Here is a 25265-nt window from a genome sequence, read left to right on the forward strand (position 1 = left end):
CTATGGTTGTTCACATCTGAAGCATCAGTGCATCCTACGAATCTACAATGGCCCACGATCCTCGTTCTTCCCATTCTGCCGAGCCACCTATGAATGCCGAACTCGACCTGCTGCACAGCATTCTAGATCCCAGTGCTACCTATCCCTGGAATCCCTACACCCCGGATAGTGAAGCCCATTTTGCTGAGTTAGAAACCAGCTGGGACGAGACAGGAACGATAGATGCGATCGCAGCCGGTTGGCAGAGGCTTTCAGCCCAGTTAAATACCCTTTGGCCAGCAGCCCCGATGGATCGAGCTGCTGCTCTAGCAGCAGCGCTGTCGCAGCAGTTTACGACTCTGCCAGATCAGATATTGAACACTTTGACTGAGCAGGCCCTGGTGCTGGTTAATACCGGGCGGCCTCGGATAGATCAGCTAGTGCAGTCTGTGCAGGCAGTCTTACTGGGTTGGGACAAAGAAGACCTAGAAGCCTTGGCCCGACCTTTGGCCTATTCCCTGCGGGACGGGCGCGGCGAAATTTTGGATCTCCATATTCGCGCTTTACAGCAGAGCGATTGGGCCGCACTCTCAGAGATAGAAAAAGCGCGGCTCAGTCTAGCCGTTGCCTCTGTTGCCCTTAATCAGGCTCAAGAATTAAGCGAATCCGCTTCCTAAGGTTGGTTTTTCTGGCTGCCCCTTAACAGCGCGGCTGAATAGAAGTTCTGCCCCGTAGCCTACTGCCGCCAGACATCTGCTGGAGATCCTGAATTTTGAGGGCCTGAATTTTCTAGCGGTAGAGTTGACGGCAACGGCTGATCGCTCGTTGGCTCAGATGTCCCTTCTACTGGGGCCAGACTCTCGCCCGGAGTAATCATCGATTCGGGGGCCAAGCGCCGAATCTGCTCGGTAAAATAGTTTTGGCGATGACCCAAATGCGCCGCTAAAATCAGCCCTTCTTGAAAGGCCGCAACCGCCTCTGTTGGTTGATCCAGCTCCTCATAGAGTTGACCCAACTGGTCAAAGTTTTCCATGATGGTGTAGGCATCGTAGACCTGACGGTTGACCAGCAGCCGCTGCTGATATAGGTAGAGCACATCATCTAAACGGCCGAGTGTTCGATATACCAAGGCCAGCTCATCGATGACCTGACTGGCAACCTCAAACTGCTCTAGGGTAATGGCGTTGGTGTAGGCTGCCTGGTAATAGCGAGAGGCAGCCTCTAAATTGCCCACCGTTTGAAAATTCTGTGCCGTCGCCCGCTGTAGCTCTGGCACAACTTCAAGAACCTGCCCAGCCTGATAGAGATCCAGCAGCTCCTGCTGGACTACGGTGGCCTGCTCAAACTGCTGGGCCTGCTCTAGGTTGGCGATTTCTCGCTGTAAATAGGGAGCACTCAGGGGTGCAACCTGTCCCTGCACCAGCTGATACAGCTCTCGATAGGTTGTGGCTGCTGCCGCAAACTGAAACCAGTCACTTTCAAGGGCAGCAATTTTTTCTAAATACGCCTGGTACACGACCGTATTGCCAGCAGTTACCGCTAGATTAGCGAGCTGGCGATAAAGTGCGATCGCATCGTTCGGCTCTCCCAAAATTTCAAACCCGGTAGCGATCTCGACCAGCAACCTCTGATCAAGAGGCGTAGCTGCCTCAACCTGCTGTCGTACCCGTCGAAGTTGAGCCGTTAGAAGCTGTATTTCCTGAGTCCGTCCGGCCTCCCAGGCATAGCCGCCGACTCGCTGAATCGCGGCAATCTCTTGCGGTACTCCCAGTAGCCGTCGCAGCCGCACCTCCCGAATCCAGAGGGCAAAAGCGACCTCTTCTTGCCCTGCCTGTAGGGCTGCTAGCGCTGCCTGGTTCAGCTCATCCAAGCCGGTTTCTAGGGCCAATCTTTCCAGGGGGCTGAGCGGCCGGCTGACGGGGGTTGTGGGCAGCAGCGGGTCTCGCGGCTCGTCTAGCAGCGGGTCGGAAAGAAAGGGTTCACTCACCTCTGGCCGCAAAATTTGAGCAGTCGCGGGCAGCGACCCCAACAAGAGGGTTAGTAAGGTGAGCTGTCCGGCAAAGACCAATCCCTTCCTCCACCAGATCTTGGATTGGCCCCCTCTGGCTCGGGCAGATCGAAGAAACTTGTCCATAGTCCCTGGCCTCTGTCCCATAGCCCTGTCGTTACCAACCTTCATCTGGCTCAATCGTCCCCGATCATAGCTTCTAAGTGTGACAACCCTTTAACATCTAGGGTTCCTGCCCATGTCAGGGGCCGGATTACTGTACCCTAGAGATCTTGTCTGCACTGCCTTTGTCAAAAAGGCTGAAGTTTAACAACGAACGTTTACGCATCGTCTCGTATCGTATGGCTTCCACTACCCCGTCCGTCCTCTCCGCCCCAACCCGCACCGTCCGCATCGTCTCCCGCAAGAGTCAGCTAGCTCTAATCCAGACTCACTGGGTGAGAGACGAGCTGCAAAAGCACTTTCCTAACTTCACCTTCGAAGTGCAGACGATGGAGACGCAGGGAGACAAAGTGCTGGATGTGTCTCTCTCTAAAATTGGCGATAAGGGGCTGTTTACCCAGGAGCTAGAAGACACCATGCTCCGGGGCGATACTGATTTTGCCGTTCACTCTCTCAAAGATTTGCCCACTCGCTTGCCCCAGGGCCTGATGCTAGGCTGCATCACCGAGCGCGAAAACCCCGCCGATGCCCTGGTAGTCCACGAAAAGCACAAAGACAAAACCCTGGCAACGCTGCCCGAAGGGGCCGTGATTGGCACCTCCTCTCTGCGGCGATTGGCCCAGCTGCGGCACCACTACCCCCACCTCAGCTTTAAAGACATTCGCGGCAACCTCAATACCCGCCTGCGCAAGCTCGATGAAGGCGGCTACGATGCCATCATTCTGGCGGCAGCCGGATTGAACCGGATGGACATGAGCGATCGCATTCACGAAATTTTGCCCTCCGAAATCTCCCTGCATGCAGTGGGTCAGGGCGCATTAGGTATCGAGTGCCGGGAAGGCGATGAAGAAATTCTGGCCCTCCTGAAGGTTCTTTCCCATGCGCCGACCACCGCCCGCTGTTTGGCAGAACGAGCCTTTTTGCGGGAACTAGAAGGTGGCTGCCAGGTGCCCATCGGCGTCAATACGGTTTTAGAAGGCGATACTTTAACGCTGACCGGTGTGGTCGCTAGCCTAGACGGTCAGCGCCTCGTGAAGAACGCTGTTCAAGGCAGCACCAGCGAAGCTGAAGATATCGGTATTCGACTGGCCCGGCAACTCAGGGCAGAAGGGGCACAGCCCATTTTGGACGAGATTATAGCGGCAAACCGGTCATAGACACGAGAACGGGGAGACGCGTCTCCCCGTCTTTCTAAAGATTGTTATCCCATTTCCCTCAAAAGAGCAGAGTCGGGTGAAGATGCCTGACAACGTGCTTTTGTAAGGTACTTTTGGAGACTGGGCATGAACAAGGGAACAGATGAGCAGGCGACTTCCACAGCGGAGCATTCTGACATCACCCTGTTGTTAACCCCAGCAGTTTTAGAGCGAGTTCGCCAGGGGGTTGATGCCGCCCGCCATCCAGAAGTTCGCAAACATATTCAGGAAGCCTTAGACGAAATTGGGGCTATTGCCGAGGGTAAGCCCGATCCAAGGGTAAGCGGCTCTTTCCGCCGTTGGGTTATGCGTCGGTGGCTCAAGGCCCTATTTCGAATTCGAATCGAAAATCCTGAATATATCCCCCGAGAGCCAGTCGTTCTGGTGGGAAACCATTTGGGCCACATCGACCCCTTTTTGCTGCTGGCCGTAGTGCCGCCTACCCCCTACTACTACATCCTGGGCGATGCCCGCACTCTCTACAACCAACGCTGGAAGCGCTGGCTAGCTGGCTGGGCTGGGGGAGTGATTCCTCTAGAGCGGTGGTGGAAGGAAGAACTAGCGGTTATCGCCGCTGCTAAAGCTGGTCAAGACGACTTGAAGCCTCTTGCTAACGACATTGAGCAGCACGTCCCCAACGGCAGCTCAATTCAACAGTTGCGGCAGATTGACGAATCTGTTCAAGCCATTCTCAAGCGGGGAGACAGCCTATTGCTGTTTCCCGAGGGACGTTTGGGCAGTCAGGAAGGACAGCTACATTTGCCGCTTAAGCGGGGTACGGTGATCTATGCAATCCGCTCGGGAGTTCCCATCGTGCCGGTTGCCCTGATTGGTACCCAAAACCTTTACTTCCGTAAAACGCTGACGGTGCGCTTTGGCAAACCTCTACCATTGGGTCAAAGCAAGCGCCCCAAGCGCCAGGAGATTGATGCAGCGCTGGCCCAAGTAGAGCAAGCGCTACTAGCGTTGCTGCCTGCCCAGTATCAGGAGCCCGCAGGCATCAAGCTGTTTCAAGGCTGGCTCAATCATTTGTTCTGGTAACCGTATTCGGTTTAGACGGTGTAAAAACCGCTGAGCTACTCTGGTAAGCCACACCTGACCTCTGTTCTTTGATCTGTCACGATCAATTCAAAGGACAGAGGAGACAAGCATGAAAAACCGGCTGCTGGGTCGAGCTATTGAAAACAGGTATCGCAACCTGATTCGCCATCCTAAATGGCGCTGGTGGGTGATCTTAGGTTCCTTGCTTTATCTGGTGAGTCCGCTAGACTTTTTGCCTGATATCTTCCCGGTGATTGGCTGGATTGATGATGGCTTAATCGCCACACTTGCCATCACTGAGATCAGCCAATTTCTGCTCGAAAATCGACGCCATGTCGGGCGAAAGTTTACTTCAAACTCCTCTGAGAAGGCTGAAGAAGCTGTGATTGACGTCCCCTCAGTTTCGGTCGCCTAACCCTTTCTAAATCAACTATTCTTCAATTGAGAGAGAACACATGACTACTTCTGTAAAAGAACAGCTCAATACTGACTGGCAAAAGGCTCAAGAGGTTGGTGGCCAGAGAGCATCTCGACTGCGTGAAATTTTGAAATCAGCCTCCTCAGAAGCGTTTACAGAACTGAAGGGGGGGTCTTCTGAAATCCGGGAGCTAAGCCGGGAAGCTTTAGCTGGCCTGATTGCCTATTTAAAGATGCAAGACGTGAGCGGTGAAGCGACCCGTGCACCTCAAGCTTCTGCTGTAGAGAGTGACCTCATTTTGATTGAGGCGCAAGCTGGTGGAGAAACCACTGAAAAGGCTCTACCTTCCTGGCGGCAGCTATTGACCGAACTCTTTGGCCTAGTGCGCGATCGCCGTGCTGATTGGATACAGCTGCTTGGACGGCAAGTTAATCGCTACACCGTAAAAGTGGATAGCGAGTTGACTCAGGAATATGGCGATCGCTACCAGCGCGTCAAAGAGCAGTTCCAGAAAGCGCGTCGCTACAGCGTGGCTGCCCCTTCGGCCAGCACTAAGACCGCTACTGAAGCTCCGGCAACTCCAGTCGAAATTGAAGTGCTGGAAGACTAATTTTTATCGAGTTCGAGTGGTCTGACACGGCTAGAAGTTTGTTTGCGAGAAGTTGAAGACTTAGCTATGGGGGCAGGAAATTCCTGCCCCCATTTTCTGTGCTCTGGTTCTGTGTTCTAGTTCTGCCTTTCCGATGTAAAACTATGAGCGTAGGATCTCCATTACAGGAATGCCTACGTCCTTTACTTGCCAAGGATAGACAGCTGTGTCCACGCTTCTGGTCAAAAACATTCACACGCTGGTGACAATGGATGGGCAGCGGCGGGAGATCCGGCAGGGGGCGCTGTGGGTACGAGATCGTGTGATTGAGCAGGTGGGTACGACGGCTGAACTGCCGCAGACCGCAGATGAGGTGTTGGACTTGCAGGATCGTCATGTGGTTCTGCCAGGGCTAGTCAACACCCATCACCATTTTTTTCAAACTCTGACGCGGGCGGTTCCGGCGGCGCAGAACTCGGAACTCTTTGGCTGGCTGCAGGGACTGCTGCCGATTTGGGCCAATCTGTCGTCAGAGGCGATTCGGGTGAGTGCTCAAATTGCGGCGGCTGAACTGATGCTGTCGGGCTGTACGACCGCCAGCGATCATCTCTATATCTATCCCAATGGCTGCACCTTGGATGACGAGATTGAGGCGATTCAGGAAATTGGGCTGCGGTTTCATGCTAGCCGGGGCAGCTTGAGCCTGGGTCAGAGTCAGGGAGGGCTGCCGCCCGATGCGATGGTGGAGCAGGAGGATTTTATTCTCAAGGACTCTCAGCGGCTGATTGAGCAATACCACGACAATGCTCGCTATGCCATGCTGCGGGTTACGCTAGCACCCTGTTCTCCCTTTACTGTTTCCCAGGACCTGATGCGGGAGTCGGCGGCGCTGGCGCGATCGCATCCAGGGGTACGCCTGCACACCCACCTGGCAGAAAATGCCAATGACGTGGCCTACAGCCTAGAGCGGTTTGGCCTGCTGCCGGAAGACTATGCTCGCTCGGTGGGCTGGCTGGGGCCGGATGTGTGGCATGCCCACTGCGTGAAGCTGGACGAGGCTGCGATCGCAACTTTTGGTCAAACCGGCACAGGCGTTGCCCACTGCCCCTGTAGCAATATGCGGTTGGCTAGCGGCATGGCCCCTCTCCGCCAAATGCTCGACCACAAAGTGCCTGTAGGGCTAGGCGTTGATGGCTCTGCTTCAAACGATGCCGGTCATCTTTTTCAGGAGGCGCGAACGGCACTGCTGTTGGCCCGCGTGCGTGAGGAAGACCCCGCTGCCTTGACTGCTCGTGAGGCCCTGGAAATCGCGACGCGGGGTGGAGCGCGAGTGCTGGGCCGAGACGACATCGGCTATCTGGCAGCAGGTATGGCCGCTGATTTTATTGCCGTGAATATCGATAGCCCAGCCTTTGCGGGGGCCTATGCTGACCTAGTGGCGGCCCTTCTACTGTGCCGGGTTGACCGGGTAGCCTACAGCTTTATCAACGGGCGCAAGGTTATCGACCAAGGCCGCCTGACTACCTTGGATCTGCCGCTGCTGGTAGAGCGGCACAATCGAACGGCACAAGCCCTGTTAGCCGCCGCCAAGCGCTGAACCTAGGGTTAAAAAGCCTGAAAATAAAGTTTCTGAGGGGATTGTGCCGATGGAATGGTCGTTGGCAGGATCGCTGCCCATAATAAGGGTGTCGCTTGAACCTGTTTGCGTCTTTGCAGGATCGGACGAGTCTGTCCTCTCGCTGCTAACCCTGCCAGGTAAGTCCTATGTCCATTGCAGATCTTTTGAATACGGGTATTGAACAGGCCCGCCTGGGCTCTTTTCAAACAGCGATTGCCCAATTTGATCAGATCATTCATCTCGATCCTAGCTGTGCCAAAGCCTACTACAACCGGGGCTGTGCCTACCGCGATCTCCAGAACCCAGAAGCGGCTATCCAAGATTTTTCTCGCGCCATTCAGCTCAGCCCTGATTTTGTCAATGCCTACATTAACCGAGGCAGCACCTTCCGAGTGCTGGGCCAAGTAGAGCCGGCCTTAGCCGACTTTGATACGGCTATTCGGTTAGCGCCTGAGGGGGTCAAAGCCTTTGCTAATCGAGGGCGACTGCGCCTAGATTTAGAAAACTATAGCGGTGCGATCGCAGATCTTACAACCGTTCTCCTGCGTCAGCCTAGGTTTGCCAAGATGTATCTCTGGCGAGGCCTAACCTACCTCAAACAGGGAGCCCATGAGGCCCTCGCCCAGAACCGCCGGGAGGCCTATCAACTGGCCATTGCCGATTTAAATCAGGCGCTCCAGCTCAAGCCCAAGCTGGCCGAAGCCTATAACTACCGCGCGGTCGCCTATTTTCAGCTGGGTAACTTTTATCAGGCGGCGCTAGATCTCAATCAGGCATTGGCCCAGCAGGCCGATTTTGTAGAAGCTTATATCAACCGGGGCATGCTGCGCCACGAACTGGGCGACTACCCAGGCGCAATCGACGACTACACAACGGTGCTCGAGCTTGACCCCAGCCTGCAGGAGCAGGCCTACAACCAGACCCTGGTGGGTCTAGCCCTGTCCAGCCCTCAAGACACCCTGAGTGAAGATAAGCCTCTAAATCTGCGCTTCCGGTTGGCCGACCTCTACGACCATCGGGGCACTCTACGGGCTCAGGTTGGCGATTTGGAAGGTGCGATCGCAGATTTTTCCCTGGCCAGCCGCTTCAATGCAACAGCCCCTCGTGTCTATGCCAACCGGGGCAGAATCTTCAGCGAACTCCAACGCTACATGGAGGCAATCGCCGACTTTGACAAAGCGATCTTACTCAAACCCAGCTACGCTCTAGCCTACTGTCATCGCGGCTACGCCCTGTATCACGTGCAAGACTGGACCACAGCCCTAGAAGATTTTAACCAAGCCATTGAACTAGACCCTCATTTGGCCGAAGCTTATATTGGTCGAGGACATACCAGCATTCAGCTACAGCAAGACGCCGAACTGGCCATGAACGACTTTCGTAAAGCCCTAGCCCTTTCCTGGGAAACCGGGATTTCCAAGCGATCACGGCTGATTTAGGCAAATGAGGAGACAGGAGAGCAAAACCTTCTATCTTTTGCCTTTTACCCTCAAGACAAAGAACTAGGCGGCTCCAACGGAGTACTTGAGGGTTCGTCCTCATCCGGCCAAACTTCCATTGAGTCCACGTCAATAGTCACAGATGGATTATCCTGATCTCGCTGCTGGCCTGCAGGCAGATTTGCGGTCATATCGCTGACGGTTTCTCGCAGCTGACTGCGCAACTTGCGAGTGCGCTGTTTTACCTGACCAAACACCTGACCCCACTGGTCTTTCGCGGTATCTGATAGCTTCTGGACGCGCTCCTGTAGCTGGTCGGCAATCTCTTGAGAGCTTTGCTGCGTTGGGCCGAGCCGTTCGCGGGTATGGGCATAGTCTTCCTTGAGGGCTGCCGCCGCGTCTGCCGCTCTGTGTGCCCACCCTGGCCCAAAAATTACTGGAGCGCTCACTGCCGAGTCTCGCACCATGATGCGCTTACGGCCGACACTAATGACGGCCTCAGGAGCCAGGGTATAGACATCTTCGGTTAGTCCTCGCAGCCCCTCCGGCGCAAAGCCATAGGCCAAAATTAGACCAGTGCGTGAGTTCATCCGAAAATCCACTAGCTGCCCCACCCGGTCGCCAGCATCTGACCACACTTCCTGCCCTGTCATGGGTTGGGCCTGATCTAGCCGGTGGGGAGCATGGTCAGTGATGGGTCTGACAACTACGCTGTCTTTGCCAATCGACTCAATCTGGACCCAGCTAAAGGTGCGGCGCTCCCGCCCCATCAGCCCCCCCTTACACACAATGCCTTCCACTTGGTGGGCCTGGGCGTCTACCAGCACTTCCGCGACCCGTCCGACGACTTCGGTGGTGTTGATATCAATCACCAGTCGATTGAGCAGTTCTCCCTGTTGCAGGGTGTCAGGTGTTGCTGCCATGCTTGCTCCTTAAAAACGTCGAGTGTGACCCAACTGCCAGGATGACCCAACTAAACGCAATGCTGCTCGATGTCAAAAACGTTGCTCTATCGCTATCCTAATTCACTGCCTACTCATCTCATAGGGCAGACGCCAAACTCTTTCTCCAGATGATTTTTCTGAACGGACGAAACAGTTACTATTAAGGTTAGGTAGACGCTATACGTAAGTAGTAAAGTAAGGGGTAAACCCGAAACGTTAGGTAGCCCCACCTTTACACAATTAACGTTGGAATGCGATCGCAATGTACCGCAAGCGAGGCCCAGACGCTCTTATATCAGCAGAAGAGGAAGATTTAGAATTAGAGCGCTTAAAAGACGTAAAGCGCATTCTAGACAATCTTTTTCAGCGCGAAGAGACTACCGTCAAGATGGTTCTGGACTGTCTCTACGACATTGCTTCAGTGCGCCTCATTAACCGCAAAATTTCTGCCCAATCCCTCAGAGGCCCGCTCAAAGCAGTTGCGCGCATGAGCAAACCGGCATTCCGTTTTTTTGCCCTTCGCCGACTGCAGAAAAAGGCTCCTCAGCTCATTGCTGACTGGCTCTATTCCCAGGCTGCTCGGCAACCGCGCCACCCCATTCCCCCAGAGGAAGACCCTGCCCTGATTGACGTGGTGCCCAAGCCTGCCGAACTGCCTCCTGCTAAACTGCCCCCGCTGGTCGAAATTCAGGCTGCTCAGATCAACTCTTTACGAGATCGCGTAGGCTGGCTATCGACCCTACTGGTAGCTGTAATCCTGGTAACTGGTAGCCTTATGCTGTTCAGCTAAGTCTGCTAGGGCAAGGGGTTTAGCTGGAGGCAACAAAGGCCAAGCCGGCCCCTACCAGAGATCATCTGAGCCTGCCTTAGAACGTTGGGATCAGCTAAAGATGGCGGCTTTGGGGCTAGACGCACCTTGTCAAGACTCGGAAGGCGTCTCAGATTTTCTAAACAGACGCTGCAGCGTCAGCTGAATACCTAGCAAAAACAGCCCCAGTCCGGCCAGACCAAACACGCCTGCGCCTAAGGCTACGGTGCCAACTACCAGCGTTCGCACGGCGGAGGACAGATTGATCACAGCCGTGTTGTCGGACGTGACTGGCTTGTTGGCAAAAGTGAGGGCAATCGAGAGCATCAGCCGGTAGATTAGGATTGCTAGAGAGCCTGAGATAAAGGCTCCGCTAAAACAGCGCAAAATCTTGCCGGTTGGGGAGAGAGTACTGGCACCGGTCTTTGCCTCGGATGGGGTAGGGGTATCGGCCATTGCTCGACCTCCAAAAGTTGCTATCTATAGCATCGCACAAGCCTACCTAGCTCAGTTTGCTCGAGGTGTCTAGCCGAACTCCAGAGGCTGTACAGCGGGCTGTCCAAGTCTTCAGGTTGGGATCAGCGATGCGATCGCACACCTGCTTCTGAATAGCCTCAGCCTCGGCTGCCGACGTTGCCAGCGTAAATACCGTCGGCCCCGATCCCGACATGAGCGTGCCTAGCCCGCCTGCCTCGGTCATCACATCTCGGAGCTGAGCGACTTGGGGGTGGGCCTCAAAGACCACCTTCTCAAAATCATTGCACAAAGCCCGGCCAATGCCAGCGCGATCCTTTTGAGTCAACGCTGAAACCATGGCTCCTGAGCGCACCTCGGCCCGACGCAAGGCAAATCCAGCCTCGTCTGACAGATAAGAACTGTCGAACTGGCTACGGTAGGTTTGGTAAGCCCAAGGGGTGGAGACTGCTAAGTCCTCGTATTTGGCCAGGACAACGTGGAGCTCGTCAACGCCAGAAAGGGGATCTAGCTGCTCGCCCCGACCCGTTGCGATCGCAGTTCCCCCCAAGATCGAAAAAGGCACGTCTGAGCCTAGTTCTGCGCCCAGCACCTGCAGTTCCCCCTGAGTCAACCCCAGCTCCCACAATAAATCTAGCCCCACTAGCACTGCTGCAGCATTAGATGATCCTCCTGCCAACCCCGCCCCCACCGGAATCCGCTTTTCCAGCGTAATTTCTACCCCTCCAAAACGCGTCATGGCTGCCGGAAACCGCTCAACCAGCAGGGCTGCCGCTCGGTAGGCCAAGTTGGTCTTGTCGGTTGGCACCAGAGGGTTGTCACAGCGCAGGCGAATTTGATCAACGCCAATGCTGCGGACGGTCACCCGATCGCTCAGGCTGATGCTCTGCATCACCATGACCAGTTCATGGAAGCCGTCGGGTCGAGCCCCAATAATTTCCAGATACAGGTTGATTTTGGCCGCTGCCAGCAGCGAGTAGAAACGCATGGGAATCAGGGGGTGAGGGGTCAGGAGAAAAGAGTAGAGAAGAAAGAGGTCTTGAAGCGACTAGTAGGGAGTTGTGGTAGAGCCAGGCTCAGCTGAATCACGCTTCGGGGGCGTTTGTTTTTTCCTTCAGGATTGTATTACTCAATGCGACCCACTGCTCCACCCCGAGATCCTCGGCTCTGGCCTGGTCTGGAATTTGCAGAGCGGTCATGAGAGCGGTCAGGTGGTCGCGGTCAATCGTTCCCTTGAGATTGTTTCGCAGCATTTTGCGCTTGCTAGAAAAGCCCAAAGTCACAAGCTGGTTCAGCAGACGGGGATCTTCGGCGGCGGGCAAAACCGGACGCGGCGTCAGCCGCACCACGGCAGATTCGACTTTAGGGGGCGGATAAAAGGCACTGGCTGGCACCAGGCACACCCGCTCACAGGCTGCTAGATACTGTACCCGCACCGAAAGTGCCCCAAAGGCCCGCGACCCGGGCTTGGCATAGAGCCGATCGGCGACTTCTCGCTGCACTAACAGCACAATGGAGTCAAAGGGGCAGGGACTGGGATTTGCAATCGTGCCCAATAGCCTTTCTAGGATTGGCCCTGTGATGTAGTAGGGAATGTTAGCCACTACTTTATTGGGCAGGCCCAGGCTATATCCCGGCTGAGCCTCTAAGGCTGCCCGCCAGTCTAGCGTGAGAAAGTCTCCCTGGAGCAGCACAAAATTATCGGCCTGGGCAAACTGCTGGACTAGCTTACGGCAGAGATCCCAGTCAATCTCGACGGCTACAACGGCCGCTGCCTGCGCCATCAGCTGACGAGTCAAAACTCCGGTGCCGGGGCCAATTTCTAGGATGCGATCGCAACGGCTCACCGCCGCTGCCGCCACAATCGCCTGCAGCACCTTTTCACTGCGGAGCCAGTGCTGGCCAAACTGTTTTCGAGGTCTAGAAGAAGCCACCTGTTCTACCCATACGTTCGCTGGCTGTTTTACCCACCAACTGTCTTAACCCATTAGCTGTCGTAAACTGAGGTTCCCAACTGCCTTTATTCACCCTACTGGATTCCTGCGCTGTTCCGTAGCTTGCCTAGAGGTTCCTAGGGGGCAGTGTCGGTTTCTAAAGGAACCAGCGTAGGAAATCAGCTCTAGCGTTCACCTTTGCAGTCCGTGTCTTTATAGTTCCTTTATAGAGTGTAGGCTGAGGATCGAGGCAACTCTGGGGTAATCACTCAAGACAAAGCAGCCAAGAATTTTTACGATCAAAACGCTAGCTCATTCGTGATTTCCCGGCCAACCAGCAGCTCTTAAGTCACTGACCGAATTGCTGCTTACCCCTTTCGCTGGGCAGCCCCTGACGTGTTCCCGAACAAACCTATCTTTAACTAAGGAGTTCCCCATGAACCGTACGTTTGTAACCAGTTTGGTTGCAGCGTCGGCTGCTTCTCTTTGTCTTACAGCCACAGAGCCAGCCCACGCCCTTGCCCTCCGTCCAGATCTCTGGAGTACCTTTAACTCCAAAGTTAATGTCGAGGGAAATTTTCTCAACGATGCCCAACTTACCCTGCTAAATCCTCAGTCACTTTTTTGGAACGGGGTCGATCCAGTCGAGGTCTTCTTCATCAATGAGGGGGCCAGATACCGGAACCAGCTCTTCTACAGCGCCAATGGTGGTTCCAGCGCGCTGATTTTTAACGACATTTCTTCAAGCAAAAGCATTCTGTCCGAAAAAGACGGGCCTCTGTCCCTGGGCCAGGGAGTGAATCTGGGCAGTTTCAGCGGTCCCACTCAGCTCGATTTCGCAATCAAGGCCGACGGCTTCAAAAACGCCAATGGCTATACTTACGGAGCCAACCCTGCTAAAAACCCTGACCAGCTAGAGCACCTGCTGGCCTTCGAGTACTTCGATGTGGTTGAAAAGCAGAAATACGTCCTGCTGGCCTTTGAGGATCTGTTTGGCACCCAGCAGCAGGGGTCTGACCGCGACTTTAACGATGTCGTTTTTGTGGTGCGTGGCATTCAAGAGGGCGCTCCCTCCCAAGTGCCCGAACCCTCCGTCATCCTCGGCATGTTGGTGGTAGGTGGTGGAGCTTTAACGCTGCGCCGCCGCGTGGCTGAGGGCTAAATCTAGCCTAAAACCCTATTTAAAGCGATTGAACCTTAAGGGGGCTTCGATGCCCCCTTATTTATTGGAGCAAGTGTTTTAGGCTGTAGTTTGGCGAACCAAAGTTTGAGGAACCAGGCCAGCTGCACCCGCAGCCTAGTGCCCTTCGTCAGTCACGGCCGCAGATACCAAAGCCCAAATTCGATCTGGAGTCAGCTGCTCCACTTCGTCTAAAACAGCAATGCCACCTGCTTGCCGCAGCGCTTGGGCATAGTCTGCAGCGTAGGCCGTCCCCTGCTGGCGAACATGGGGTGGCAAGACGCCGACGCCTAACCAAATGCGATCGCAGCGCTGCTGGGCAGCCGCAACCGCCGTTTGCATGTCAGCAACCGTATCGCCCACATACACAACTGGGGTAGGGGCAGCCAGCTGATGCTGGTTAAATAAGCTCTCAGCCACAGAGAACAGGCCGGTAGGGTCGGGCTTCCCTGGCGCATCTTCCATCGCTACCAAAATCGGCGCACTCAGGCCAATGCGCCGCTCCAAAATAAACCGGGCAGATCCTTGGGTAGCCCCACTAAAAAAGCCCCAGGCAACGCCAGACTGGGTCAGACTCTCAAAATAGCCGCGCCGCGCCAAAATCGGCTCATCGGCAATGTAGCCTGTCCAGTAATCGGGGTTGTCGGGGTTGGGGCCTCGATAGCGGCTCTGGAAGAACCGAACCACGCTCGAATAGTCTAGAGCAACCTCCTGACGGGCTGTGCCCTGGCCTTCAAAATATCTTAAAACCAGTTCCTGCGAAGCTTCCCAGTCGTTGTTCCAGCAGCCCTCACGCTTTAACCAGTCAATCTCCTCTACGCTTGGGCGGTACTTTCCTTGGGTAAAGGCTTCTACCGTGTCTGCCAAGGCCCGGCGATAGGAGCCGCTAACATCTCTTAAAACGCCATCAATATCAAATACAGCAATGGCTTGGCTGGCAGGTCGTGTCATCAAGCTAACCTAGAACCTTTATCGAAGGTAACAATTACGGTAAGATAGTGGACTGTAGTATTTTTGCCCAAGGTCGCAGCGGAGGTTTCTTTGTCAAGATTTGTCCTAAAGGTTCTCTGGCTTGAGAACGATGTCGCACTGGCTGTTGACCAGGTCGTAGGGAAGGGCACCAGTCCTCTCACTTCTTATTTCTTCTGGCCCCGCAATGATGCGTGGGAGCAAATGAAGACAGAATTGGAAGGCAAACCCTGGATCGAGGAAACTGAGCGGATCGATCTGCTCAACAAGGCCACCGAAATTATCAACTACTGGCAAGAAGAAGGGAAAGGCCGTCCAATGACGGAGGCTCAGTCTAAATTCCCTGAAGTGGCTTTTACCGGTAGTTCGTGAGTTTGTCTGCTAATCTCGCCTTAAGTTTCAAAATCTCTGTCGCAACTGACAGAGATTTTTTGTGTGCTTAGCTATTTAGCAAATGGGGTAGCGTTAGCTACCCCATTTCAAGGTTTAAAGCAGAAACAGGGTTAGATAGAGCCGCCTGCTGCCTGCAGACGCGCCCGGGCCCGTTTGAGCGACTGCTTCGCCTGAATAGTGGCCTGCCGGTCATCGACAGAGACCTGATTCATGCGAGTCTGGGCTTCTTCGTAAGTTTTGCGGGCAGTTTCACGATCAATTCCGTCGCCGCGCTCCGCGCCATTGACGAGAATCGTGACTTCGTCTGCTTCGACTTCGGCGAAACCGCCCATAAGTGCGATCGCAACCCACTCTTTGTCAGCCCGAACGCGCAGTACGCCAACATCTAAAGCTGTGAGCAGGGGAGCGTGGCCGCTCAAAATACCCAGTTGCCCTGTGGTGCTGGGCAAAATTACTTCTTCAGCGGGAGAATCCCACACCGTCTTATCTGGCGCAACGACGCGCACGGTTAATGCCATAGCAGTTTTAAGAACCCCTGTGATAGACAACGCATCGACCTGCACTGCCGCTAGCTCTCCCGGTATTGCCAGAAAAGCTAGCGGCAGCGGCAGGGTTAGCTAGCAGACTTTAGTTTCTCAGCAGCGGCTATCACCTCGTCAATGCCGCCCTTGAGGTAGAAGCACTGCTCAGGCACGTCATCTAGTTCGCCTGCCAGGATCATATTGAAGCCCTTGATACTGTCTTCCAGGCTGACGTACTTCCCAGGGGAGCCGGTAAAGACTTCAGCGACGAAGAAGGGCTGGGAGAGGAAGCGCTCGATTTTACGAGCCCGAGCTACGGTTAGCCGGTCGTCCTCAGACAGCTCATCTAGGCCCAGAATGGCAATGATGTCCTGCAGTTCCTTATAGCGCTGTAGGTTTGCCTGAACCGCACGGGCCGTGCGGTAGTGCTCCTCACCTACAATGCTGGGCTGAAGCATTGTAGAGGTAGAATCTAGCGGATCTACCGCAGGGTAAATACCCTTAGACGCCAGACCCCGAGAGAGTACGGTGGTGGCATCTAGGTGGGCAAAGGTCGTTGCAGGAGCTGGGTCAGTCAAGTCGTCTGCAGGAACGTAGACTGCCTGAATCGAAGTAATCGATCCTTCTAGAGTCGAGGTGATACGCTCTTGCAGAATGCCCATCTCGTTACCTAGAGTGGGCTGGTATCCCACAGCAGAAGGCATCCGGCCTAGCAGAGCAGACACTTCAGAGCCAGCCTGCACAAAGCGGAAGATGTTGTCGATGAACAGCAGCACGTCCTGCTTATTCACGTCCCGGAAATACTCGGCCATCGTCAGAGCCGACAGACCTACCCGCATCCGGGCTCCGGGGGGCTCGTTCATTTGACCGTAGACCAGGGCAACCTTGGACTGCCCTAGGTCGTCGGCATTGATTACGCCCGATTCAATAAATTCGTTGTAGAGGTCGTTACCTTCGCGGGTGCGCTCACCCACGCCGCCGAATACAGACACGCCACCGTGCTCTTTGGCGATGTTATTAATCAGTTCCTGAATCAGAACGGTTTTGCCCACACCAGCACCGCCAAACAGGCCGACTTTGCCGCCTCGACGATAGGGAGCCAGTAGGTCAATAACCTTAATTCCGGTTTCAAATACTGAAGGCTTGGTTTCCAGTTCCGTTAGCTTAGGAGCATTGCGGTGAATGGGAGAGGTCACTTCAGCGTTAACCGGACCTTTTTCGTCTACAGGCTCGCCCAGCACGTTAAAAATCCGGCCTAGGGTTGCTGCACCGACAGGAACGCTGATGGGAGCACCGGTATCAACGGCTTCCATGCCGCGCACCATCCCATCGGTGGAGCTCATGGCAACAGCCCGCACTTGGGAATCGCCCAGAAGCTGTTGAACTTCACAGGTTACAGAAACTTCGGTGCCTGCCGGGTTGGTTCCCCGAACTTTGAGGGCGTTGTAGATCTTGGGAAGCTGGCCGCTAGCAAACTTAACGTCCACAACCGGGCCAATGATCTGAGTGATGTAGCCGATATTCGTCTTCTCTGCAGTGGTGACCATGCTTGCGCCTATCTCGTGATCAGCTTATTCGGCGGCTTTCTTAAGAGAGTGTTACGTTCCAAAGCGCCAACCTCCAGATTATCACCGAATGATTCCTCGTAACGATCTTTAAAGAGACTGAGTCAAGGTCCTTACGGTTGAGTCTCCTAGAGAGAAAATCTAGACCCAAAATTCTTCTGTAAAAGTGCCTTCTGGCTGTAGAGGTTGTTCGAACTGCTAACTCTTCTTTTGTTCCCTTCGGCACCAACCTAGCCCCACTGCCAAAATACCTGGTGTTAGCTAGCTGGACGTTTAGACTTTGGCCAATGCCGCCAAAAACCCTTAACCTGAGGATCAAGTTAAACCCATACAATGTTGCGGCTAAAGCTTCAGGTAAAGCAATGACGAAGGCAAAGGCAGCAGTAGCAAAACTCAGCATTGATCTAAATGATCCGCAGTACTATTTCAACCGGGATCTGAGCTGGCTGAAGTTTAATGACCGCGTGCTGCATGAAGCTTTAGACGAACGCACGCCCCTATTGGAGCGACTGAAGTTTCTGGCAGTTTTTAGCTCGAACCTAGACGAATTTTTCATGGTGCGGGTGTCGGGCCTGATGGATCAGGTGCAGGTAGGAGTACACCCTAAAACGCCAGATGGTATGCCTCCCGCCCAACAGCTTGAGGCCATTCGAGGTCACCTGCGTGAGAAGCTAGCTGAGCAGGATCGAGTCTTTAAGCAGACGCTCTGCCCTGAGCTCAGGCAGCACGGAGCCTATTTGCTGGACTATGCGGATCTTGAGCAGGCGCAAAAGGTGCATTTGAAGGCGTACTTTGAGAAGCGAATCTTTCCCGTGCTGACGCCCTTGAGCGTCGATCCGGCTCACCCTTTTCCCCGCATGTCAAACCTCAGCCTGAACCTGGCTGTGCGGGTCGAAAATCCAGAAAATGGCACTCAAAAACTGGCACGCGTTAAGGTGCCTGGCAGCTTACCTCGGTTTGTGACGCTGCCAGAGCCGCTCAATATTTATCAGGGAGAAACCTACCTCTGGGTGGGAGTGCCCCTAGAGCAGGTGATTGCAGAACATTTGGATTTCCTGTTTCCCGGCATGACGATCAAGGATCATCACCTTTTTCGGCTCACCCGAGATGCTGATTTTCCGGTCAAGGAAGACGAGGCCGACGATCTATTGCTTGCCATTGAGCAGGAGATTAGTAAGCGCCGCCTGGTTGGCTTTATCTGCCGACTAGAAGTTGCCTCAACGATGCCGGCTGATCTGTGTCAGGGCCTGATGCAGGAACTGAAGGTGACTGAAAACGAGGTCTATGAGATTGACGGGCTGCTAAACCTGAAGGATTTGTTTTTCTTTTTGTCACTGCCGCTGCCCGATCTTAAGGACAAGCACTGGAGCAGCATTACCCCTCCTCGACTGCGCCCAGTGGTCGATCTTGATGAGAACGGGGAAGAGGTTTTTGTGGAGCACGCTCCCAATATCTTTGCGGCGATCCGGGAGGGGGACATTTTGGTGCATCACCCCTATGAGTCTTTTACCAAGTCGGTGCAGGAGTTTATTACCCAGGCTGCTCAAGATCCTAAGGTGCTAGCAATTAAAATAACGCTCTACCGCACCTCTGGCGATTCTCCTATTGTGCATGCGCTGATTCGAGCGGCAGAAAACCGCAAGCAGGTGGTGGCGCTGGTGGAGTTAAAAGCCCGCTTTGATGAGGAAAATAACATTGTCTGGGCTAAACAATTGGAGAATGCTGGGGTCCATGTGGTCTACGGCCTGGTTGGGCTCAAGACCCATACCAAAACGACTTTGGTTGTGCGGTTGGAGGGCGACGAGATCCGCCGCTACGTGCATATTGGGACGGGTAACTACAATCCCAAGACCTCCAAGCTTTATACGGATTTAGGGCTGTTTAGCTGCCGGGGGGATCTGGGGGCTGACCTCAGCGATTTGTTCAATTTTCTCACGGGGTATTCGCTGCAGCGGGCCTATCGCAAGCTGTTGGTGGCTCCTCTAACGCTGCGCGATCGCATGGTGGCCCTAATCCAGCGGGAGATTGATCACGCTCAGGCAGGCGGCACTGGCAAAATCATCGCCAAGATGAACTCCCTTGTAGACGGCAGGATTATTCGGCTGCTCTACGAGGCTTCACAGGCTGGGGTGCAGATTGATCTGATTGTGCGAGGCACCTGCTGCCTGCGGCCTGGGCTGCCAGGAATCAGCGAAAATATTCGGGTGATCAGCGTCATTGGCCGTTTCCTAGAGCATTCCCGCATCTTCTACTTCTACAACGCCGATCAGGAAGAGCTGTACATTGGCAGCGCTGACTGGATGACGCGCAACCTGGATCGCCGAGTAGAGGCGGTTGTGCCGGTAGAGGATGTGAAGCTGAAGGATGAAATCAAAACCATCCTGGAAATCTCTCTAAAAGACAACCGCCAGGCTTGGGAACTGCAGCCAGATGGACAATTTATTCAGCGGCGACCAGCAGCGGACGAACCAGAGCTCTCCACCCATGCTGTGATCATGGCGCAGACGCTGCAAAAGGTTAGCTAGCACAGGCGTCAAAGTGTTTAGGAACGGCCAGTTGGGGATTGCTCAATCTAGGGCAGCTCGTCTTCAGTCGCAGGGACTGCTGGCGGGACTGCTGGCGATATTACAGGCGGATCAGCTGCTGGCAGCGCAGGAGCAAGGGCAGTAGCCGAGTCTTCCCTTTCTAAAACATCAATGATCCAGGCTTCTTCAACCCAGACTTTGCAGATGACTGCCAATGGCAGGGCTAGAATCAGCCCGAGGGGTCCCAAAAAAGTGGCGAAGAAAATCTGAGCAATGAGGGTCGCGGCTGGCAGCAGCGCCACCTGCTTCTGCATCATCATGGGGCCAAACCAGTAGCTTTCCAGGTTCTGAATTAGTAGGTATAGGACAATGACGGCTAGGGCTTTGCCAGGGGACTGCAGTAGGGCTACAAAAACGGGGAAAACAAGGCTAATGGTCGGCCCGATATTGGGAATGAAGTTGAAAATGCCGGTTAGCACTGCGTGGGCGAAAGCATAGGGCACGCCCAGGAGAATGAGCCCAGTAAAGCTGAGAATGGCAACAAAGGCTGAATTGATCGCTACGCCGCCTAGCCAGTTTAGAAGAGTCGCTTCGCAACGGGCCAAAATGTGGTCGGCCCGACGGCGGTAAAACGAGGGAAACAACCTTAGCAGCAGTCGTCGGTAGGCTAAAGGGTCTGACAAAATCATCAGGGTTAGCACTAGCAGCAGCAGCATCTGCAGCAGGATCGCCACTGAGCTGGAGAAAAAGCTAAAGAAGTTGCCAAACGCCCGGGAACCCAAGGAGGTTGCCTGCTCTAACAGATCGGAGAAATTGGGCAACAGATCGACGTCTGGTTCGGGGAACCACTCAGGCGGATTGGCATTAAAAGCGTCAAACCATTGGCCCAGCTGCTCAAAACCGCTAGGAATTAGGACGAGCAGTTCCTGAAACTGGCTGATGAATAGGGGCAGCACTAGCACCAGCAGTAGCAGGCTGCTGAGCCCCACGATGCTCATGGCGGCTAGCACTGCCTGCCCTCGCTTCCAGCCCAGGCGGTTGATGAAACGACGAACTAGGCTATTGAGTGCGATCGCAAGCACCACTGCCGCAAAAATCAGCAGCACAATCTGCCGAAACTGCCACAAAATGACCAAAACGATCCCTAGGCAAGCGAGGCTAATCCAATCTGTGAGTTTCACGGCTGGCTACTCTAAATTGATGGATCGACGGTGGAAATTCGCCAATGCAGGCCTCGTCTTTCTAAACGCTGCGCTAGCCTTCAGAATACCTGGAAACCTGAGGGTTGCGCGGTGACGGTAGCCTGATTGGGCCTCAAACACCAGCTACTCAGCAGACTGATATGCTGGAGTTTTAACCCTAATTCAGCCATGTCAGCCACTTCTGCCTCTATCCGGCAACAGCAGCACCCTATGATCCGGCAGCTCGCAGACACCATTGAAGCTGTCTGGCAGCGCCACCTGGATCTCTCTCCCTATACGCTGCCGGAGGATTTGGGATACGTAGAAGGCCGCTTGGAAGGAGAGCGGCTGGTGATTGAGAATCGATGCTACCAGACTCCCCAGTTTCGCAAGCTGCATCTGGAGCTAGCTCGGGTGGGGCAATCCCTTGATATTCTCCACTGCGTCATGTTTCCCCGTCCTGACTATGCCCTGCCGATGTTTGGGTGCGACTTGGTCGGCGGTCGAGGACAAATCAGTGCAGCCATTGTCGATCTCTCACCCGTAGTGAGCACCGCCCCCGAAGCAGCGCCTAGTCTATCTGACGCCTACACCCAGGCGCTCAGTGCTCTACCTGCCCATTCTTTTTCTCAGGCCCGAGATCTGCCGACCTGGGGCACCATCTTCTCCCCCTTCTGTCTGTTCATTCGTCCAGCAGACACCGAGGAAGAAGCCGCCTTCGTGCAGCGCATTGCCGACTACTTAGAGGTTCACTGCCAGCAGGCGGTTGCGACCCCACCTAACCCCAAAGAAGCTGCCGTTGTTCTAGCGGGGCAACAGCGTTACTGCCAGCAGCAGCAGCAAAATGACAAGACCCGTCGGGTGCTAGAAAAGGCTTTTGGTGATGACTGGGCCGAAAGATACATGACAACCGTCCTTTTTGACGTGCCCAGTCTTGAATAGAATAAGAAATCCGTATCCGCTGAAGCAGCCTTGACACCTATGACTGTGCTCTATTCTGCAACCGCCACCCTTGAGACCCCTGAGACTTCTGCCGTAACCGGCAATGGATCTATCAATAACCTTCGTTTGGGCCGTCTAATTGTGTTTACTGGCCCCAGTGGTGTGGGCAAGGGCACGCTGCTGCGGGCGCTGCTGCAGCGTCATCCTGAGCTGCAGCTCTCAGTATCGGCCACAACTCGCTCGCCGCGCCCTGGGGAGGTACACGGTCAGCATTACTATTTCATCAGTCGCGATGAATTTCGGCAGATGGTTGACCAGGGGCAGCTGCTGGAGTGGGCCGAATTTGCGGGTAACTTCTACGGCACTCCCAGGCAACCTGTCAGCAATTTAATTCAGGCGGGCCACTGGGTCATCCTAGAGATTGAGCTGGAAGGAGCCCGTCAAGTTAGATCCTCTTTCCCAGAGGCGCTGCAGCTGTTTGTTTTGCCGCCTTCGCTGAGTGAGCTAGAGCAGCGGATTCGCCAGCGCGGGCAGGACGCCGAAGATTCCATTCAAAAGCGGCTGCAACGAGCTCAAACTGAAATTGAGGCTGCGACCGAATTTGATATCCAGATTATCAATGATGACTTTCAAGCGGCGCTTAACCAGCTAGAGCAGATCCTGTTTCAGGATTAGCGCGGGTTGATACCAGTTTGGCTTGAGGCGCGATGGTCAAAAATCGGCCCTTTGGGGCCCATCGCACCTCACAACCAGCAGGTTCTTTACTGAGCTGCTTGGGCTGGCGGAATTCGCTGAATCACCACCAGCGATTCCATAATGCTCTTGACTAGGGGCGCGGCTACTGTTGAGCCGTAGGCGTTGTCACCAAAGGGCTCATCAATGACAGCTAGCACCACATAACGCGGAGCCTCAACGGGCAAGATACTTACAAAGCTTGTGATCCGCCCGTTGCCATACACCCCTGCATCGGTCACTTTTTGAGCCGTTCCGGTTTTACCCCCCACCCGGTAGCCCGGCAGCTGGGCAGGTTTGCCGGTTCCCTCACTCACCACTTTTTCCATCATCCCCATGACGGCCTGAGTTGTCTCTGGAGAGAACAAAGGTTGAGGAGAGGGCCGATCTGGCTGCCAGCGAAGACTGCCTTTGTCGTCTACCAAGCCTTGGACAACGTGAGGAGTAACTAGTTTTCCCCCATTGGCTAAAGTCGCCTGCATTTGAAGAACCTGCATCGGTGTCAGGGCAAATCCTTGGCCGAAGGAGGCTGTGGCCGACTCAACAGCACTGTTGACAAACTGATTTCGGTCTTTGAGCTGCCCCACGACTTCTGAGGGCAGGTCAATGCCCGTGGAGCGGCCTAGACCCAAGCGCTGCAGCCAGTCGAAATAAGTGGCGCTGCGGACTCGGTCCATGATGTGGACCATGCCCACGTTGCTGGAGTACTTCAGCACGTCGGTAATAGAGAGGGGACCCCGTCCGCCTACGTGACTATAGTCTGAGTTTTGAATTGTCCACTGGCCGAACTGCAGCCGTCCTTCGTCGTAGATGCTGTCTTCTGGGGTGATGGCTCCCACTTCTAATGCGATCGCAATATTAATCGGCTTAAAAGTCGAACCCGGTTCATAAAGATCGCTAACCGCCCAGTTCCTAAAGGCTGTGATGTCCGATTCGTAGTACCGGTTAGGATCGTAGGTCGGACTGGTGGCCATGGCTAGCAGTGCGCCGGTTTGGGCATCCATCACCATAGCTGTTCCCCGTTTGGCCCCATGCCGAGCGACCGTGTTTTGCAGCTCCTGCTGAGCAACCCGCTGTAACCGGCTGTCCAACGTTAGCTGCAGCTTGAGCGGGGCCGTTAACTCAGAAGGCACCGAGGGGTTGAGCCCTGCTGCTGGCGGCACGGCTGACGCATCCCCTGCCCCAGTCTCCATTAACAGCTCCTCCTCAAAGGCGCTTTCTAGCCCAGCCTGGGGCACACCCTCGACATTGACAAATCCTACAATGGGGGCAAACAGGCTCTGCTGAGGATAAAAGCGCTGCTGTTGGGGCAGCAGTTCTAGGCCATCTAGCCGCAAATTGCGAACCCGTTCTGCGGCCTCTGGCGTCAGGTCAAGGCTCAGCTGAATGCCGCTATTTTGTTGGCTGAAGCGGTTTAGCAGCTCATCCTGGGAGATCTCCAGCAGAGGGCTGAGTCCTTCTGCGACTTCAGCAGGCGCTCTCTTAAATAGCTGTGGGTGGGCATAGAGCGTATAGATAATGCGATCAACCGCCAGCACGTTGCCTTCGCGATCGACGATGGGGCGACGGGCCGGACGGGGCACATCTGGAATGAACTGCTGCTGCCGGGCCATCTGGATTAAGGTTGGCCCTTGCACAAGCTGCAGATGGGCAAGCCTCACCCCTAGGGCAACAATGCCTAGCATCAATAGACCCCACACGATAAGAGCCCGAAGACGGGTAGGCCGATGCGATGCCCCCAAGGGACTGCGTGGCTTTTGCCCTCGCTCTGGGCGCTGGGGCTGCCGCCGTTTATCCGGGTGCCGTCGTCTAAGCTGCTTTCTAAAAAGGGGCTGTCTCCTCAGCTGCCTTTTAAAGAGGGGCTTTTTGAGAGAGGGAGAATCTGCAGAACTCGCCATAGCTGAACCAGAAATCCACAAACCGATCTCATTCAAAGCCTAGTAACCGAGAGGGGCTAACTGCGACACTGGTTTGGCCTCTGCCGGGGCCGGTGCCTCAACACTAGAAGGGGTTCGCTGTTGAGCCGGTTTGAGGAAGATCACATTGGCGGGCCGGGGTGGCTGTAGCCCAGTGCTGGGGCGCTCCGCCTGATCTGCCATATAGGTCTTTAGCACCTCGTTCATTGTTGTGAGCTGCTGCCCGTTGCTCTGCAGGCTGTTTAAGCGAGCCGAAGACTCATCCAGCTGCCGGTCTACGTAGACGGTATAGCCGTAACCTCCCAGCGCCGTCACCACCAGCAAGCTAGTCAGCATCGAAATGCCGGTGTTAAAAGCAGCCAGCAGTTGACTGCGGCGAGACCATACCGGAGCAGAGGGTACAGCCTGTAGGTGCCGAGGCGGAGGAACCGCTGCTAGCACAGTGCTGTTAAGCCCCACTGGCCCTGCTGACCGTTGGCCTGTACAAGAAAGATTGGCCAGTGCCGTAACCCGATCCGCTGTCTGCTGGAAATTATGCGGACGGCTTGGGGTTGAAATACGGGGTTTAAGGGCAGCAGACATCGATTCACTCCGCACCACGCGAGAACTGCAGCCAGGATACTGCATTCTGATGAAAATGCATCGCCCATATAAATAAAGTGGAGCGCTATTCAGCACCCCACTTTAAAGGATTGAGAGAATTAGCTTCAAGGCGCTAGAACCGCTCGCCT

The 25265-nt window shown here is 54.7% G+C and carries 24 protein-coding genes; 13 read left to right on the forward strand and 11 right to left on the reverse strand.

Translation table 11 applies throughout. From position 1 onward, the window contains the following. Nucleotides 1–47: 47 nt before the first annotated feature. A complete protein-coding gene (locus H6G13_RS15130; RefSeq protein ID WP_190484096.1) occupies nt 48–656 on the forward strand; it encodes a hypothetical protein in 609 nt (202 codons plus the stop codon). 59 nt (nt 657–715) lie between these two features. Here H6G13_RS15130 and H6G13_RS15135 read toward each other — a convergent pair whose 3' ends face one another. After that, nucleotides 716–2113 carry a tetratricopeptide repeat protein gene (locus H6G13_RS15135; protein ID WP_190484098.1) on the reverse strand — a complete coding sequence of 466 codons (1398 nt, stop codon included), beginning with the start codon at nt 2111–2113 and terminating at the stop codon, nt 716–718. A gap of 215 nt (nt 2114–2328) precedes the next feature. Here H6G13_RS15135 and hemC point away from each other — a divergent pair, with 215 nt between their 5' ends. The 6 genes from hemC to H6G13_RS15165 all read left to right on the forward strand — a co-directional run bounded on the left by hemC (nt 2329) and on the right by H6G13_RS15165 (nt 8450). Further along, nucleotides 2329–3306, forward strand: coding sequence for a hydroxymethylbilane synthase (hemC, locus tag H6G13_RS15140; RefSeq protein ID WP_190484100.1), 978 nt, complete (start codon nt 2329–2331; stop codon nt 3304–3306). Nucleotides 3307–3432: 126 nt separating this feature from the next. Further along, a complete protein-coding gene (locus H6G13_RS15145; protein WP_190484102.1) occupies nt 3433–4386 on the forward strand; it encodes a lysophospholipid acyltransferase family protein in 954 nt (317 codons plus the stop codon). Nucleotides 4387–4495: 109 nt separating this feature from the next. After that, nucleotides 4496–4801 carry a YkvA family protein gene (locus H6G13_RS15150; protein ID WP_190484104.1) on the forward strand — a complete coding sequence of 102 codons (306 nt, stop codon included), beginning with the start codon at nt 4496–4498 and terminating at the stop codon, nt 4799–4801. 40 nt (nt 4802–4841) lie between these two features. Then, nucleotides 4842–5414, forward strand: a complete 573-nt coding sequence (locus tag H6G13_RS15155) for a hypothetical protein (protein ID WP_190484106.1) — start codon at nt 4842–4844, stop codon at nt 5412–5414. A 205-nt stretch (nt 5415–5619) separates the two neighbouring features. Then, a complete protein-coding gene (locus H6G13_RS15160) occupies nt 5620–6990 on the forward strand; it encodes an 8-oxoguanine deaminase (protein ID WP_190484108.1) in 1371 nt (456 codons plus the stop codon). 167 nt (nt 6991–7157) lie between these two features. Continuing rightward, the gene (locus H6G13_RS15165; protein WP_190484111.1) at nt 7158–8450 is read left to right on the forward strand and encodes a tetratricopeptide repeat protein; all 1293 of its coding nucleotides are present in this window, start codon (nt 7158–7160) and stop codon (nt 8448–8450) included. A gap of 50 nt (nt 8451–8500) precedes the next feature. Here the strand turns inward: H6G13_RS15165 and H6G13_RS15170 are convergent, their stop codons facing one another. Next, nucleotides 8501–9373, reverse strand: a complete 873-nt coding sequence (locus H6G13_RS15170) for a PRC-barrel domain-containing protein (RefSeq protein ID WP_190484113.1) — start codon at nt 9371–9373, stop codon at nt 8501–8503. A gap of 283 nt (nt 9374–9656) precedes the next feature. Here H6G13_RS15170 and H6G13_RS15175 point away from each other — a divergent pair, with 283 nt between their 5' ends. Further along, the gene (locus H6G13_RS15175) at nt 9657–10184 is read left to right on the forward strand and encodes a hypothetical protein (RefSeq protein ID WP_190484115.1); all 528 of its coding nucleotides are present in this window, start codon (nt 9657–9659) and stop codon (nt 10182–10184) included. Between the two features lie 129 nt (nt 10185–10313). Here the strand turns inward: H6G13_RS15175 and H6G13_RS15180 are convergent, their stop codons facing one another. The 3 genes from H6G13_RS15180 to rsmA form a co-directional block, all read right to left on the reverse strand. Further along, nucleotides 10314–10658: a DUF3082 domain-containing protein gene (locus tag H6G13_RS15180; protein WP_190484117.1), complete on the reverse strand. Its 345-nt coding sequence runs from the start codon at nt 10656–10658 to the stop codon at nt 10314–10316. 46 nt (nt 10659–10704) lie between these two features. Beyond that, nucleotides 10705–11664, reverse strand: coding sequence for a 4-(cytidine 5'-diphospho)-2-C-methyl-D-erythritol kinase (gene ispE / locus H6G13_RS15185; RefSeq protein WP_190484119.1), 960 nt, complete (start codon nt 11662–11664; stop codon nt 10705–10707). Nucleotides 11665–11761: 97 nt separating this feature from the next. Then, the gene (rsmA, locus tag H6G13_RS15190; protein WP_190484121.1) at nt 11762–12610 is read right to left on the reverse strand and encodes a 16S rRNA (adenine(1518)-N(6)/adenine(1519)-N(6))-dimethyltransferase RsmA; all 849 of its coding nucleotides are present in this window, start codon (nt 12608–12610) and stop codon (nt 11762–11764) included. Between the two features lie 436 nt (nt 12611–13046). On the opposite strand from rsmA, the gene H6G13_RS15195 reads away from it, so the two are divergent. Next, nucleotides 13047–13772 carry a DUF4114 domain-containing protein gene (locus tag H6G13_RS15195; protein WP_190484367.1) on the forward strand — a complete coding sequence of 242 codons (726 nt, stop codon included), beginning with the start codon at nt 13047–13049 and terminating at the stop codon, nt 13770–13772. 135 nt (nt 13773–13907) lie between these two features. Here the strand turns inward: H6G13_RS15195 and H6G13_RS15200 are convergent, their stop codons facing one another. Further along, the gene (locus H6G13_RS15200) at nt 13908–14741 is read right to left on the reverse strand and encodes a TIGR01548 family HAD-type hydrolase (RefSeq protein ID WP_190484123.1); all 834 of its coding nucleotides are present in this window, start codon (nt 14739–14741) and stop codon (nt 13908–13910) included. Nucleotides 14742–14831: 90 nt separating this feature from the next. Between H6G13_RS15200 and H6G13_RS15205 the strand changes: the two genes are divergently transcribed. After that, nucleotides 14832–15131 (forward strand): 30S ribosomal protein PSRP-3, encoded by a 300-nt coding sequence (locus H6G13_RS15205; protein WP_190484125.1) that lies wholly within the window; start codon nt 14832–14834, stop codon nt 15129–15131. A 131-nt stretch (nt 15132–15262) separates the two neighbouring features. On the opposite strand, the gene atpC is transcribed toward H6G13_RS15205, so the two are convergent. Then, nucleotides 15263–15670: an ATP synthase F1 subunit epsilon gene (gene atpC / locus H6G13_RS15210; protein WP_190484127.1), complete on the reverse strand. Its 408-nt coding sequence runs from the start codon at nt 15668–15670 to the stop codon at nt 15263–15265. A gap of 95 nt (nt 15671–15765) precedes the next feature. After that, nucleotides 15766–17220: a F0F1 ATP synthase subunit beta gene (atpD, locus tag H6G13_RS15215; protein ID WP_190484129.1), complete on the reverse strand. Its 1455-nt coding sequence runs from the start codon at nt 17218–17220 to the stop codon at nt 15766–15768. A 380-nt stretch (nt 17221–17600) separates the two neighbouring features. On the opposite strand from atpD, the gene ppk1 reads away from it, so the two are divergent. Beyond that, nucleotides 17601–19763: a polyphosphate kinase 1 gene (gene ppk1, locus H6G13_RS15220; RefSeq protein ID WP_190484131.1), complete on the forward strand. Its 2163-nt coding sequence runs from the start codon at nt 17601–17603 to the stop codon at nt 19761–19763. A gap of 47 nt (nt 19764–19810) precedes the next feature. On the opposite strand, the gene H6G13_RS15225 is transcribed toward ppk1, so the two are convergent. Continuing rightward, complete coding sequence (locus tag H6G13_RS15225; protein ID WP_190484133.1) at nt 19811–20944, reverse strand: AI-2E family transporter; 1134 nt, start codon at nt 20942–20944, stop codon at nt 19811–19813. 189 nt (nt 20945–21133) lie between these two features. Here H6G13_RS15225 and H6G13_RS15230 point away from each other — a divergent pair, with 189 nt between their 5' ends. Together H6G13_RS15230 and gmk are read left to right on the forward strand one after the other, a co-directional pair. Then, nucleotides 21134–21886, forward strand: a complete 753-nt coding sequence (locus H6G13_RS15230; RefSeq protein ID WP_190484135.1) for a phycocyanobilin:ferredoxin oxidoreductase — start codon at nt 21134–21136, stop codon at nt 21884–21886. A gap of 39 nt (nt 21887–21925) precedes the next feature. After that, on the forward strand, nt 21926–22561 hold the full coding sequence (gene gmk / locus H6G13_RS15235; protein WP_190484137.1) for a guanylate kinase: 636 nt from the start codon (nt 21926–21928) through the stop codon (nt 22559–22561). A gap of 86 nt (nt 22562–22647) precedes the next feature. Here gmk and H6G13_RS15240 read toward each other — a convergent pair whose 3' ends face one another. Beyond that, entirely contained in the window at nt 22648–24303 is a 1656-nt protein-coding gene (locus H6G13_RS15240) for a penicillin-binding protein 2 (protein ID WP_242028340.1), read from the reverse strand. 252 nt (nt 24304–24555) lie between these two features. Further along, on the reverse strand, nt 24556–25116 hold the full coding sequence (locus tag H6G13_RS15245) for a hypothetical protein (RefSeq protein ID WP_190484141.1): 561 nt from the start codon (nt 25114–25116) through the stop codon (nt 24556–24558). Nucleotides 25117–25265: the final 149 nt, after the last annotated feature.

Origin of the sequence: Pseudanabaena sp. FACHB-2040, assembly GCF_014696715.1 — a bacterium.
GTDB lineage: Bacteria > Cyanobacteriota > Cyanobacteriia > Phormidesmidales > Phormidesmidaceae > JACVSF01.

Excerpts from the sequence above, each read along its gene's own strand:
- H6G13_RS15130 (WP_190484096.1), top strand. The coding sequence starts at position 48 with ATGGCCCACGATCCTCGTTCTTCCCATTCTGCCGAGCCACCTATGAAT.
- H6G13_RS15135 (WP_190484098.1), bottom strand. The coding sequence starts at position 2,113 with ATGGACAAGTTTCTTCGATCTGCCCGAGCCAGAGGGGGCCAATCCAAG.
- hemC (WP_190484100.1), top strand. The coding sequence starts at position 2,329 with ATGGCTTCCACTACCCCGTCCGTCCTCTCCGCCCCAACCCGCACCGTC.
- H6G13_RS15145 (WP_190484102.1), top strand. The coding sequence starts at position 3,433 with ATGAACAAGGGAACAGATGAGCAGGCGACTTCCACAGCGGAGCATTCT.
- H6G13_RS15150 (WP_190484104.1), top strand. The coding sequence starts at position 4,496 with ATGAAAAACCGGCTGCTGGGTCGAGCTATTGAAAACAGGTATCGCAAC.
- H6G13_RS15155 (WP_190484106.1), top strand. The coding sequence starts at position 4,842 with ATGACTACTTCTGTAAAAGAACAGCTCAATACTGACTGGCAAAAGGCT.
- H6G13_RS15165 (WP_190484111.1), top strand. The coding sequence starts at position 7,158 with ATGTCCATTGCAGATCTTTTGAATACGGGTATTGAACAGGCCCGCCTG.
- H6G13_RS15170 (WP_190484113.1), bottom strand. The coding sequence starts at position 9,373 with ATGGCAGCAACACCTGACACCCTGCAACAGGGAGAACTGCTCAATCGA.
- H6G13_RS15175 (WP_190484115.1), top strand. The coding sequence starts at position 9,657 with ATGTACCGCAAGCGAGGCCCAGACGCTCTTATATCAGCAGAAGAGGAA.
- H6G13_RS15180 (WP_190484117.1), bottom strand. The coding sequence starts at position 10,658 with ATGGCCGATACCCCTACCCCATCCGAGGCAAAGACCGGTGCCAGTACT.
- ispE (WP_190484119.1), bottom strand. The coding sequence starts at position 11,664 with ATGCGTTTCTACTCGCTGCTGGCAGCGGCCAAAATCAACCTGTATCTG.
- H6G13_RS15195 (WP_190484367.1), top strand. The coding sequence starts at position 13,047 with ATGAACCGTACGTTTGTAACCAGTTTGGTTGCAGCGTCGGCTGCTTCT.
- H6G13_RS15200 (WP_190484123.1), bottom strand. The coding sequence starts at position 14,741 with ATGACACGACCTGCCAGCCAAGCCATTGCTGTATTTGATATTGATGGC.
- atpC (WP_190484127.1), bottom strand. The coding sequence starts at position 15,670 with ATGGCATTAACCGTGCGCGTCGTTGCGCCAGATAAGACGGTGTGGGAT.
- atpD (WP_190484129.1), bottom strand. The coding sequence starts at position 17,220 with ATGGTCACCACTGCAGAGAAGACGAATATCGGCTACATCACTCAGATC.
- ppk1 (WP_190484131.1), top strand. The coding sequence starts at position 17,601 with ATGACGAAGGCAAAGGCAGCAGTAGCAAAACTCAGCATTGATCTAAAT.
- H6G13_RS15230 (WP_190484135.1), top strand. The coding sequence starts at position 21,134 with ATGTCAGCCACTTCTGCCTCTATCCGGCAACAGCAGCACCCTATGATC.
- gmk (WP_190484137.1), top strand. The coding sequence starts at position 21,926 with ATGACTGTGCTCTATTCTGCAACCGCCACCCTTGAGACCCCTGAGACT.
- H6G13_RS15240 (WP_242028340.1), bottom strand. The coding sequence starts at position 24,303 with ATGCTAGGCATTGTTGCCCTAGGGGTGAGGCTTGCCCATCTGCAGCTT.
- H6G13_RS15245 (WP_190484141.1), bottom strand. The coding sequence starts at position 25,116 with ATGTCTGCTGCCCTTAAACCCCGTATTTCAACCCCAAGCCGTCCGCAT.